An 11950-nucleotide genomic window follows, 5' to 3' on the forward strand; every position below is an offset into this window, starting at 1 on the left:
TCACACCACATGCTGTGGACTGTCGACTGTGGACCGTGGACTCAAAGTATCTCCCATTCTTCGTTGAGTACCGGAATGGCGGCGTGGGCGGTGAGGTCGAACTGGCAGGGTACGACTGAAACATAGTTGTTGGCGATGGCCCACTCGTCGTTGTCTTCGCCTTTATCGAAGTTTACAAAGTTGCCTACCATCCAGAAGTATCTTCGTCCGTTGGGGTCGTGGCGCTGGTCGAAATCCTCTACCCACTTGGCGTTGGCCTGGCGGCAGATGCGAATGCCCTTTAAAGGTTCGTTCTGCTTCGGAGGGAAGTTTACATTCAGGGCCACACCTTTCGGCAAGCCCTTTTCAAGCACCTGCTGTGTGATCTTGCGGATGTATTCTTCCGTATGAGAGAAGTCTGCCTTATGCGAAAAATCCGACAGTGAAAAACCGATGGCGGGTGTTCCCTCGATGGCTCCTTCAATGGCCGCCGACATAGTACCCGAATACAACACACTGATGGAGGTATTGCTGCCGTGGTTCACACCGCTCACCACCACATCGGGCTGGCGCTGTCCCTTCAGCACAAAATGACGGGCCATCTTCACACAGTCGGCGGGTGTACCGGAGCACTCCCATGCTTTCACACCTTCGAAAATAAAGTTCTCTTCCAGTCGCAGGGTGTTGCCCACGGTGATGGCGTGGCCCATACCTGATTGCGGGCTGTCAGGCGCCACCACAATCACTTCGCCCAGTTGCTTCATTACGTTTACCAGTGTCAGGATGCCTTTGGATGTAATTCCATCATCGTTTGACACAAGGATCAAAGGTCTGCTCATTGTATTCAGTTGGTGTTAAGGGAACGATCGTGCAGATCGACGCGTAAATCTACACGGTAAATCTCGAGATATGGTCAACCGCCGAACAAAGAATTATAATAATCCACAATGCGGGTGAGGTCTTGCTTATCGTCAACCTTCAGTCGGTTGGCCTTGATGTATTTCTCCACTTCTTCGCTCTTTTTCCCCATCAGGTCAAGCAGGTCGTTCTTGCTGCCGATGAACTCTTCGATGGTGGCATCTTCTTTCAGGAAAAAGTATTTATAGTCGAGCACCAGCCGCGAATAGGAGCCCGCAAGATAGGGAGAGCTGTAAGTTCTGTACTCCACAAACTCGCGTGCCAGCAGGGTCATCTTTCCCTCCTCGAGCAGCTCAAAGAATATGGTGGAGCGGTAGCCATTGGGTGTGGTGAAGGGCAGCGCATAAAACCTGCGGTATTTGTGGATCGCCTCCTCGAAGATCTCGAAAAACAGGACCTTGCGCGCCGTAAAAACTTCAGGCTGCTGATCACGGTAGGTATACTGTACAAGATCCTGCTGAAGGTCATACTTCACAAGCCCCTTCAACGTATCGCCTGAGGCCAGTGCTATTTTCCCTTCATGCCAGAGCTCGAACGGCCAACTCTGGGCCTGTGCAAAATGAAAGCTGACAACTAAAAAGAAGATGCCGGCCCATCGTCCGGCCCTGAAGTGGTGTGTGGCAATATCGGTTAAGATCTTCACTACGTTTATTTGTTCCTTAAGATGGTGTGCCCCAGCTTATCACGTTTGGTGAGCAGGTATTTTTCGTTATGCGGATTGGGCGAGATCTCGATCGGCACATTGTCTACGATCTCCAGTCCGTATCCCATCAATCCAACACGCTTTTTAGGGTTATTCGTGATCAGCTTGATTTTGGTTACACCCAGATCGCGAAGTATCTGTGCGCCAACGCCATAATCACGTTCATCCATGTCAAATCCAAGCTTCATATTGGCCTCCACGGTATCCCAGCCTTCTTCCTGGAGCTTGTAGGCCCTGAGCTTGTTCAGCAGGCCGATGCCCCTTCCCTCCTGCTTCATATACAGCACAACACCTTTGCCTTCGCGGTCAACCATTTCCATGGCGTGGTGAAGCTGCGGGCCGCAATCACAACGGCACGAACCGAAGATATCACCCGTCACACATGAGGAGTGTACCCGCACCAGCACGGGCTCATCTTTAGCCCACGTTCCTTTAACGAGCGCAAGGTGAACTTCTTGTGAATTGGTCTGCTCAAATGCGATCAACTTAAAATGTCCGTGATCGGTAGGCATGTCTACCTCCACCTGGCGACTGATGAGCGACTCCTTGCGGATGCGGTATTCGATAAGGTCCTTGATGGAAACAAGCTTCAGGTTAAAACGTTCGGCTACCTTTACGAGGTCCGGCAGGCGGGCCATGCTACCATCTTCGTTCATGATCTCCACCAGCACACCGGCAGGTTTGAAGTCGGCCAGCCGTGCGAAATCAATGGCTGCTTCCGTATGTCCGGCCCTTCTCAGCACGCCGCCGCGTTTTGCTTTCAGCGGAAAAATATGACCGGGTTTGCCGAGCTCTTCGGGGTTGGTCTCAGGGTCTACCAGCGCACGGATGGTCTTGAAACGGTCGTGGGCCGAGATGCCCGTGGTGCAGCCGTGGCCGATGAGGTCAACGGAAACTGTAAAAGGCGTTTCAAAAGCCGCCGTGTTCTTTCCCACCATCAGCTCGAGGCCCAGCTCTTCGCAACGGTCTTCGATCAGAGGGGCGCAGATCAGCCCGCGTCCATGGGTGGCCATAAAGTTCACGATCTCGGGTGTAATGCATTCTGCCGCGCAGATGAAGTCGCCCTCGTTTTCACGGTCCTCATCGTCTACCACAATGATCACCTTGCCGTTTTTGATCTCTTCAATAGCTTCTTCAATGGTATCCAGTTTTATATCGCTCATGGGGAAAGTTTGAAATTCAAAGTTTAAAGTTAAAAGTTTCAGGGGATGACCTCCTTCAAAAGAATGTCATCCCTGTAAAAAGGTTTAAGGGCCGCTTAAAGTTCCGTTCTATTTCGAAATCACGACCCCGAGGATGGCGGCGATCTCTTTCTCTGCGCCCTTCAACTGCTCGTGGATCGTAAAATATTTTTCCAGGTCGGCCTCATTGGTAGCCTGTTTGATCTGCACCAGGTTATCTTCCATGAGCCGCTGAATGAGTCTGAACTTCAGCCGCAAAATATTAGCGTAGGCAACATCGTGAATAATTTCCTTTTCGTGCGAGAAAAAGATCTTGTATTTGTCACTCCAATGTTTACTCGCCTCGTACCGGTTGGTGGTGAGGGTGGCTACGGCACTTTTTACGGCCGGGGATCCATGCTCCATAAAATACAACGTATCTACCCGTTCATTCTGTTCGATGCCCTTTTTGAACATCTCGTAGATCTCCTTCAGTACAGGGTCGGTAAACTCCACATCCTCCAGCTCGGCAAGCATAAAATCAGCCAGGCGCTGCTCCTCGTAAGGACTCTCCGCATAGTTCAGCAGCAGGCGGATGGTCTCCCGCTCCTGCAACAGGATGATTGAAGCGAGATCGGTTTTAGAGGCCGGGGCGATGTCCACCACAGGCGGGGGAAGGGGCTCCTCCGCTCTCACACGTGAACGGTCCTGGATCTTTTTGTCGCGGTCCTGGATGAGGATCTTGTTCAGCTCCGTAAACAGCACTGCTTCCGAGATCTTCAGCAGCATGCTGGTTTCCTGGATGTAGACCGAACGTTTGATGGGATCGGGTATCACGCTGATACTGGCCACGATCTCACGGATGGCCTCGGCTTTTTTGATCGGGTCGTGCGACGCTTCTTTTGAATACAGGCCGATCTTGAATGAGATAAAATCCTGCGTGTGGTCGTGCAGGTATTTTTTGAATTCGGTGCTGCCCGATTTTTTTGAGAAACTGTCGGGATCTTCGCCATCAGGTAACAGAACGATGCGCACGTTCAGTCCGCCTTTCAGCACCAGGTCAATGCCGCGCAGGGCCGCCTTGATGCCCGCCGCGTCGCCATCATAAAGCACGGTCACATTTTCCGTGAACCTGCGCATGAGCTTGATCTGGTCTTCGGTGAGGGCCGTACCCGAGGAAGCCACCACGTTTTCCACATCGGCCTGGTGCATGGAGATCACATCGGTGTATCCTTCCACCAGGAAACAGAATTCTTCCTTGCGGATGGCGTTCTTCGCCTGGTACAGTCCATAGAGCACGTTGCTCTTGTGGTAGATCTCCGTTTCAGGCGAGTTGATGTATTTGGGCTGGTCCTTCTCCTTGGTGAGAATACGCGCGCCGAAAGCGATCACCTTGCCGGAAAGGTTCTGCACGGGGAAGATCACCCTTCCGCGGAAGCGATCATATTTTCTGCCTTCGTCTTTTTTGATGAGCAGTCCCGCCTTCTCCAGCATGTCTTCACTGTAACCTTTGCCGGTGGCGGTGCGGGTCAGGTTATCCCATTCGTTGAGGGCATAGCCCAGCTCGAACTTTTCGATGGTGCGGTCGTTGAACCCACGCTCGCGGAAATAGCTCAGCCCGATGCTTTTGCCTTCATCACTTTTCATCAGCAGATCGCGGTAGTGATCCTTGGCAAAGTTCATGATGATGTAAAGGCTGTCGCGCTCGCTTTGGCTGGCCAGCTCCTCTTCTCTTCTGCCTGCATCTTCCTTGATCTCTACACCGTATTTTTTCGCGAGGTAGCGGATGGCTTCGAGGTAGCTCATGCCCTCGTGCTCCATCACAAAGGTGATGGAATCGCCACCCTTGCCGCTGCTGAAATCCTTAAAAATGCCTTTGGAGGGAACTACGTAAAAAGAGGCTGTTTTTTCGTTGGTGAACGGGCTCAGGGCCTTGTAATTCTGACCCGATCGTTTCAGGGACACGAAGTCGCCCACCACATCAACTATGTCGATCCGGTTCTTTACTTCATCTATCGTTTCGCGGGTGATCATTTGAAATACAAGGTGTTAGCCACAGAATTAAGCCACCGGCCCTATTCTCCTGGGGTCAAAGATAGAAAAAGTCCATAGTCCATGGTCCATGGTCCATGGCAGGACGAGTTTTGTTTTTAGTCCCTGTTACTGCAGTAATGGATCATATTGGTGGCATGTGACAGTTACTGCGCTCGGCTATGGACTATGGACCATCGACTATGGACTCACAAGATGCGATCACAAGGCAAACAGGGGAATTCTAAAAAAGCCTGATTCGAAGCTCCGAAATACCATTTCGTCATTAACTTGCGGCCGATTTGAATGATTTTACCCCCCATTGTTGTTAGGATAGCATGAATTTTACGCAAGCCGATATCATTAAAGCCCTTTCTACTGTAGAAGATCCCGACCTGAAGCGAGACCTGGTGACCCTGAATATGATCAAGGATGTAAAGGTTGAAGCCAGCAAGGTCAGTTTTACAGTGGTGCTCACCACACCCGCATGTCCGCTGAAAGAAAAGATCCGCCAGGACTGCCAGGATGCTGTAAGAAAAGTGGTTGGGGATTCCGTGGCTATCCAAATCAATATCACTTCCTCGGTTACATCGCTTCGCGACAACGCCCCGCTGCTGCCCGGGGTCAAAAATATCATTGCCATCGCCTCCGGCAAGGGGGGTGTGGGCAAGTCTACCGTAACGTCTAACCTGGCTGTTGCCCTGGCGCAGGCCGGTGCCAAGGTGGGGCTTATCGATGCCGATATCTTCGGTCCCTCCATTCCCACCATGTTCAACTGTGAGCATGAGCAGCCGCATGTGAAGCAGGTGAATGGCCGCAACATCATCATCCCCATTGAGCAATACGGTGTGAAGCTGTTATCTATCGGGTTCCTGGCGCCGCCAGACAGTGCGGTGGTGTGGCGGGGTCCTATGGCAAGCGCTGCCCTGAAACAGTTCTTCAGCGACGCGGAATGGGGTGACCTGGATTACCTGCTCATTGACCTGCCCCCCGGTACCAGCGACATTCACCTGACCCTGGTGCAGACCGTGCCGGTGACAGGTGCCGTGATCGTTACAACGCCCCAGAAGGTTGCGCTGGCCGATGCTAACAAAGGTCTTTCCATGTTCAAACAACCACAGATCAATGTACCCGTGCTGGGTGTGGTGGAAAACATGGCTTATTTCACACCAGAAGAGCTACCGGACCATAAATATTTTATCTTTGGCAAAGACGGCGGCAAGAACTTATCGGAAAAGTACAACGTTCCATTGCTGGGCCAGATACCGCTGGTGCAGGGCATCCGCGAAAGCGGCGACAGTGGTTTGCCTGCAGCGATGAAAGAAGGCCCGACCGGCGAAGCATTTCACCAACTGGCCAGAACACTTGCACGGCAAATTGCCATCAGAAATGCTAACTTTGTACAAACGCAGAAAGTTGAACTGAAAGTTTAATGAACACAAACAGCACTTTGGAGGAGATCACCCGCAAGATCGAAGCATCGCTTGACACCATCCGTCCCTATCTGAAGGCCGACGGAGGCGATGTGAAAGTAAGCCATATCTCAGATGATCACGTGGTGAGGCTGGAGTTTATAGGCGCCTGCGGTAACTGCTCGATGTCGTCTATGACCTTCAAAGCCGGTGTGGAAGCTGCCATCAAACGCGATGTGCCCGAAGTCCGCTCCATTGAAGTTGTGAATCTTACCCCGATCGGTAGATAGTCCTTGAGTTTAAAGTTTAAGGTTTGAAGTTTAAAGTTGGACTGGTTTGGTTGCCAGTTGCCGGTTACCAGTTGCCGGTTTAGACGAGCTTCGATCATTACGCGTCGTTTATAGGTACGAGGTACGAAATACGAGGTACGACAGCGTTCTGCATTTTTTGTCGATTGATATTGACCATTGCTGTGTCTACTGTTCCATTGCCTACTGCTTTTGCCTATTGCCTACTATTCACCACTGTGGACTATTTTCGTATCTTTCGTGGGTAATCAATCCAACCGTATTGTGGCGCTGATCTCACGTTCACTTCGTCTGCTGCTTTCATTCAGCTTCATACTCACTTACTTCATCGCCGCAGCGCAAGACCGGTGTGGAACCGTGCAATACAGCCATACCTTAAAAAACCAGCAGCGTGTCCGTGAGAGCGATGCACAATTCGAGCGCTGGCTGAAAGACCGGTCGCCGGATCAACGCAACCAGCGGCAGAAATCAGGCCCCTACAAAGTGCCGGTGGTGATACACGTGGTTCATAACGGTGAAGCTGTGGGCACAGGTACCAACATCTCCGAGGCGCAGATCCTTTCCCAGATCGGCGTGCTGAACAAGGACTTCAATCGCCTGAACGCCGATGCCGCCAACACGCCCGCGGTGTTTGCAGCCGTGGCCGGAAGCATGAACATTGAGTTTGTGCTGGCCAAACAAAATCCTGAAGGGCTTGAAACCTCGGGTATTGTACGCGTGAAAGGGAATAAAAGCGGCTGGACCATCAACGATAACTACGAGCTGAAGTCGCAGAGCTACTGGCCTGCGGAGAAATACCTGAACATCTGGGTCTGTAACCTTACCGACTACCTGGGCTATACGCAGTTTCCGGTATCGAACCTGCCGGGACTTGAGAACGGCTCTACCAACGCGCTCACGGATGGCATTGTGATCTGGTACCGGGCATTTGGCTCCGCTGACGATGGTGCTTTTACACTCGATCCCGACTATGACAAAGGCCGCACGCTGACCCACGAGATGGGACATTTTTTCGGTCTGCGTCACATCTGGGGCGACCAGAGCGGCTGCGAGCAGGCAAACGGCTCGGGCGGAGATCATGTGGCTGACACCCCGGATCAGTCGGAAAGCACAACGGGTTGCCCCAACCACCCCCGTGTAGACACCTGCTCGCCGGCAAAGATGTTCCAGAATTTCCTCGACTATACGGATGACGTTTGCATGAACCTCTTTACACAGGGCCAGGTAGACCGCATGGGCATTGTGATCGAGAGCAGTCCCAGAAGGGTTAGCCTGCTCACCTCTCCCGGTCTTTCGGAACCCGTCCCCGTACCGAATGACCTTGGCATCAGGTCAGTACTTTCTCCACTGGCCACGTCGTGTACCAGTCCCGTAACCCCCAGCATCGAGGTAAGAAACTATGGAAGCAACCAGGTGGTCAGCGCCCGCATCTCGGTGTCCGTTAACGGCAGCATCGTGGAAACAAAAGATGTTGCGCTCAGCCTGGGCAACCTTCAGTCGGCAGTAGTCACCTTCGCTCCTGCAGCGGTGACCGCAGGCAACAGCACCCTGGCCTTCAACATCGTGCTCACCAACGGCACCACTGATGGCCGATCGCAGAATAACGCGTTATCATCTTCGGTCTTCGTTCCCGAGGCGATCACCGCACCCTTTACGGAAACCTTCACAACACTGCCATCGAAGTGGATCATCCAGAATCCCGACCAGCAGATCACCTGGAAGCTGCAGCCGGCGCCGAAAGAAACCGCTGCCAACAAGGCGCTGTTCCTGGATTTTTTTAACTACGATGACCACTTCGGAGAACAGGATATCTTTCTCAGCCCCGTGTTTGATCTTTCAACCGCTTCGGTAACCTCTCTTGTTTTCGACGTTGCCCACGCCCGGTTCCAGTCCAGCAACGACCAGCTGAAAGTGATCGTGCTCACAGACTGCCAGGAGCTGACGGAAGGCACCACCGTGTTCGATAAAGAGGGCGCAGCGCTGGCCACCACCACTTCTACGGCACAGGGGTTCGTTCCTTCGGGCGAAAGCCAGTGGCGCAAAGAGACGGTGAACCTTAACGCCTTCCTCGGCAAAACGCATGTGCAGCTGGCGTTTGTAGGCATCAACGACTGGGGCAACAACGTTTACATCGATAACATTTCCCTGATCACCAGCGAAGTGGAAGACCTGAAGCTCAAGGAGAAGATCAGTCCCGGCCTGGTCACCTGCAATCCGGTGATCATACCACGCATCATTGTTCAGAATGTGGGCAACGTAGACATCAGCCGCTTCAAGGTTGAGTATGCCGTGAACGGAGGTGTGGTGCAGTCCTACACCGAAAACATCACCATCGGCGATGGCACTGAGACCGAGATCAGCCTGCCGCAGCTTCTGCTAAAGCCCGGCGCCAATACCCTTTCCGTCAACATCGCGGATCCCAACGACGTGGCTGATGAAACGCCGGCCAACAACCTTCAGGTATTCACCGTTGTGGTGAACGGAAACGCTGACAGGATCCCCTTACGGGAAAACTTCGATGCCGCTTTCCCCAACCAGTGGCTGACGGTAAACCCCGCAGGCACTGGTATGAACTGGCAGGGCACCGCCACCAACTTCGGCACATCGGCATATTTCAACGCTTCCACTAACACCTCCATCGGAGACGAGGCATGGCTGGTGAGCCCGGTACTGGATTTTTCAAAAACCGATACGGCCCTGATGGTGCTGGACCTCGCCTACCGAAGGCTGGCAGAGCGAACGGAAAATTTCCGGATCCTGGCCTCTCCCAACTGCGGCGAGACCTATGCGGAGGTAACTACGCCGGACCTGTCGTCATTCCCGGTCCAGACGACGCCCTTCACGCCGCAGGCTCCGACCGACTGGCAAAGAAATGTCACCATCAACCTCGATGCTTTTGCGGGCAAGGATCAGGTACGGATCGCTTTTGTGGCAGCCAACGAGAATGGCAATAATCTCTACCTGGATAACATCGAATTCTTCTCAACAGGAAACCCGCGGGTGGTCACGGTAAACGAGCCCTTTTCCATTTACGGCTACCGTGCGGGAGAGCCCGCGCAGAGCAATCTGCAGATCACCTTCAACCTGGCAGAGCGGCGTGATGTGCAGTATGCCGTGCACGATACGATGGGCAAACAATACACCAGCGGCCTGCTGAGGGATGTACTGAATCAGACCTATCCACTGGAACTAGAGCAGTCGCTCGCTTCCGGTGTCTACATTGTGCGGCTGAACATCGGCGGAAAGCTCTATGCAGAGCGGGTAATGGTGCTGCGATAATTTTAACCGCAGGGAGTTCAAAGACAGTTATCGGAAGTTCAAAGACAGTTATAGGGAGTTTTGATACAGTTATGAAAAGCACAAGCAAAATCTTTGCGCCCTTTGCGCTTCTTTGCGTTCTTTGCGTGAACTGCATTTAAAACGAGTTTAACCGGTTTTTGAATATCTTTGAACTGATAAAGAACTGAAATGTCAAAAAAGAAAAAAGTAGCCATCTTATACGGAGGTCGTTCAGTAGAGCACGGAGTGTCTGTTAACTCGGCCCGTAATATTTATGAATACATTGACAAGGAACGGTTTGAACCCTTAACCATCGGCATCACCAAAACAGGCCAGTGGCATCTCACCAACGGCGTTACCAAAGACATCGAGCAGGGTAAAGCGCTGGGGCTTATCCTCGATGCCCAGCATCCGGGTTTTATGCTGCTCTCCAGCGGCGACCGGATGAAAGCCGATATCATTTTCCCGGTACTGCATGGAACAGACGGCGAAGACGGAAGCATTCAGGGCCTCATCAGGGCGATGGACATCCCCATGGTTGGCACCGGTGTGCTCGGGTCTTCCATTTCCATGAACAAGATCGTAGCGAAGAAGCTGCTGAAGGCGGCCGGTCTTCCGGTGACCCGTTTCCTGGCCTATCACTATACCGAGCAGGCGGAGATCAGCTTCAAGGACGTGAAGAAAGAGCTGGGTCTGCCCTTCATGGTGAAGTCGGCAAGCCTCGGGTCTTCCGTAGGTGTTTCTAAAGTGAAGAACGAAGCAGATTTCGACAAGGCCATCGCCGAAGCGTTCCGGTATGACGACTCGCTGCTGATCGAAGAGTTCATTACAGGCAGGGAGATTGAATGCGCGATCCTGGGTAATAACCCGCCCGAAGCCTCCAATCCCGGGGAGATCGTGATCAACAAAAAATACGAGTTCTACACCTTCGACGCCAAGTATGTGGATCCGGAAGCGGTGCGCATCGACGTGCCGGCCGACCTGGGCAAGAAGTCGGCAGAAAAGATCCGTGAAGTGTGCGTCAAAGCCTACCAGGCCCTGCACTGCGAAGACTTTTCGAGGGTAGACCTTTTCCTCACGGAAGACGGAAGCATCTACATCAACGAGATCAATACCATCCCGGGCTTTACCAACTCCAGCATGTATCCTATGATGTGGAAAGAAAGAGGTGTAAGCTTCACAGACCTGATCTCGAAGCTGCTCGACCTGGCCGAAGAACGTTACGACCGCAGTAAACGCATCGAGCGGGAATTCAATTCTTCATTGAAATTCTGATTCCCTTATATTTGCCCCAAACCGTTGACTATGAAATTCGATTTCAAGAAATATAACCGCAACACCCTGGGCGGCCTGCTGATCCACATCGTGCTCGCTGGCTGTCTCCTGTTGTTGCTCAGCTTCTTTTATTTCTATGCTTACCTCCCCAACGTAACCAATCACGGGGAATCGATCACGGTTCCGAACATAGAAGGTTTGCCGGTGCAGAAGGTGGAGGCATTCCTGGCCAAGCATGACCTGCGCTTCGAAGTAAACGATTCAGCCTATTCATCACAGTACCCTCCCCTAACAGTATTGAAGCAATATCCGAGTCCGGGCGCACAGGTGAAGGAAAACCGCAAGGTATACGTTTCGGTAAACCGCATCAATCCGCCCACAGTGCAGATGCCCGATATCCTGAATACATCGCTGATCAACGCCGAAGCGGTGTTGCGTGGCAGCGAGCTGAAACGTGGAAAGATCACCCTCGTAAGAGGCCCGTTCCTCAACCTGGTGCAGGAGATCAGGATCAAAGGCAATAAAGTGAGCCCTGGCGCAGCCGTGGCCAAAGGAACCGTGGTTGACCTGGTAGTAATGGATGGCGGCAGCGTTTACCTGCCCACCCCTAACGTGCTCGACTATTCGTATGAAGACGCCAAGCTCAGCCTGATCGGCTCCAACCTCAACCTGAACGTAACGCTGGTGGGCGATACCACCGGAATGAACGCCGTGGTACTAAAACAAAAGCCCGGCCCCAATGAAAATATTAAGGTAGGTGACGTCGTTGATCTATGGATCGGCGCCCCGAACACCGAAGTTCCTGATGAGGAAGAGAACCAGGACGATCAAAACAATGAAAATTGACCGTTTGACGATTAACATTGGTCACTCCGGAAGCAGGAA

Annotated in this window: 9 protein-coding genes; 5 read left to right on the plus strand and 4 right to left on the minus strand. The window is 52.5% G+C overall.

Translation table 11 applies throughout. The features are described from left to right. Positions 1-41 precede the first annotated feature (41 nt). From surE to dnaG, 4 genes are all read right to left on the minus strand, one after another. A complete protein-coding gene (gene surE, locus KK083_RS15730) occupies positions 42-818 on the minus strand; it encodes a 5'/3'-nucleotidase SurE (protein ID WP_254164397.1) in 777 nt (258 codons plus the stop codon). 74 nt (positions 819-892) lie between these two features. Continuing rightward, positions 893-1540 carry a hypothetical protein gene (locus KK083_RS15735; protein WP_254164398.1) on the minus strand — a complete coding sequence of 216 codons (648 nt, stop codon included), beginning with the start codon at positions 1538-1540 and terminating at the stop codon, positions 893-895. A gap of 5 nt (positions 1541-1545) precedes the next feature. Continuing rightward, positions 1546-2763 (minus strand): bifunctional 3,4-dihydroxy-2-butanone-4-phosphate synthase/GTP cyclohydrolase II, encoded by a 1218-nt coding sequence (locus tag KK083_RS15740; protein WP_254164400.1) that lies wholly within the window; start codon positions 2761-2763, stop codon positions 1546-1548. 108 nt (positions 2764-2871) lie between these two features. Next, positions 2872-4794: a DNA primase gene (gene dnaG, locus KK083_RS15745; RefSeq protein WP_254164402.1), complete on the minus strand. Its 1923-nt coding sequence runs from the start codon at positions 4792-4794 to the stop codon at positions 2872-2874. A 335-nt stretch (positions 4795-5129) separates the two neighbouring features. On the opposite strand from dnaG, the gene KK083_RS15750 reads away from it, so the two are divergent. From KK083_RS15750 to KK083_RS15770, 5 genes are all read left to right on the plus strand, one after another. Beyond that, complete coding sequence (locus tag KK083_RS15750; RefSeq protein ID WP_254164404.1) at positions 5130-6224, plus strand: Mrp/NBP35 family ATP-binding protein; 1095 nt, start codon at positions 5130-5132, stop codon at positions 6222-6224. Continuing rightward, the gene (locus tag KK083_RS15755; RefSeq protein ID WP_254164406.1) at positions 6224-6493 is read left to right on the plus strand and encodes a NifU family protein; all 270 of its coding nucleotides are present in this window, start codon (positions 6224-6226) and stop codon (positions 6491-6493) included. Before KK083_RS15750 ends, KK083_RS15755 begins: the two co-directional genes overlap by 1 nt. Positions 6494-6775: 282 nt before the next feature. Then, positions 6776-9790, plus strand: a complete 3015-nt coding sequence (locus KK083_RS15760; protein ID WP_254164408.1) for a choice-of-anchor J domain-containing protein — start codon at positions 6776-6778, stop codon at positions 9788-9790. A gap of 189 nt (positions 9791-9979) precedes the next feature. After that, complete coding sequence (locus KK083_RS15765) at positions 9980-11065, plus strand: D-alanine--D-alanine ligase family protein (RefSeq protein WP_254164410.1); 1086 nt, start codon at positions 9980-9982, stop codon at positions 11063-11065. A 30-nt stretch (positions 11066-11095) separates the two neighbouring features. After that, the gene (locus tag KK083_RS15770) at positions 11096-11911 is read left to right on the plus strand and encodes a PASTA domain-containing protein (RefSeq protein ID WP_254164412.1); all 816 of its coding nucleotides are present in this window, start codon (positions 11096-11098) and stop codon (positions 11909-11911) included. The last annotated feature ends 39 nt before the right edge of the window (positions 11912-11950 follow it).

This window comes from Chryseosolibacter histidinae, from assembly GCF_018598225.1.
Lineage (GTDB): Bacteria > Bacteroidota > Bacteroidia > Cytophagales > Cyclobacteriaceae > Chryseosolibacter > Chryseosolibacter histidini.

Coding starts and splice junctions, on each gene's coding strand:
- KK083_RS15765 (WP_254164410.1), top strand. CDS start 9,980: ATGTCAAAAAAGAAAAAAGTAGCCATCTTATACGGAGGTCGTTCAGTA.
- KK083_RS15740 (WP_254164400.1), bottom strand. CDS start 2,763: ATGAGCGATATAAAACTGGATACCATTGAAGAAGCTATTGAAGAGATC.
- dnaG (WP_254164402.1), bottom strand. CDS start 4,794: ATGATCACCCGCGAAACGATAGATGAAGTAAAGAACCGGATCGACATA.
- KK083_RS15770 (WP_254164412.1), top strand. CDS start 11,096: ATGAAATTCGATTTCAAGAAATATAACCGCAACACCCTGGGCGGCCTG.
- surE (WP_254164397.1), bottom strand. CDS start 818: ATGAGCAGACCTTTGATCCTTGTGTCAAACGATGATGGAATTACATCC.
- KK083_RS15750 (WP_254164404.1), top strand. CDS start 5,130: ATGAATTTTACGCAAGCCGATATCATTAAAGCCCTTTCTACTGTAGAA.
- KK083_RS15755 (WP_254164406.1), top strand. CDS start 6,224: ATGAACACAAACAGCACTTTGGAGGAGATCACCCGCAAGATCGAAGCA.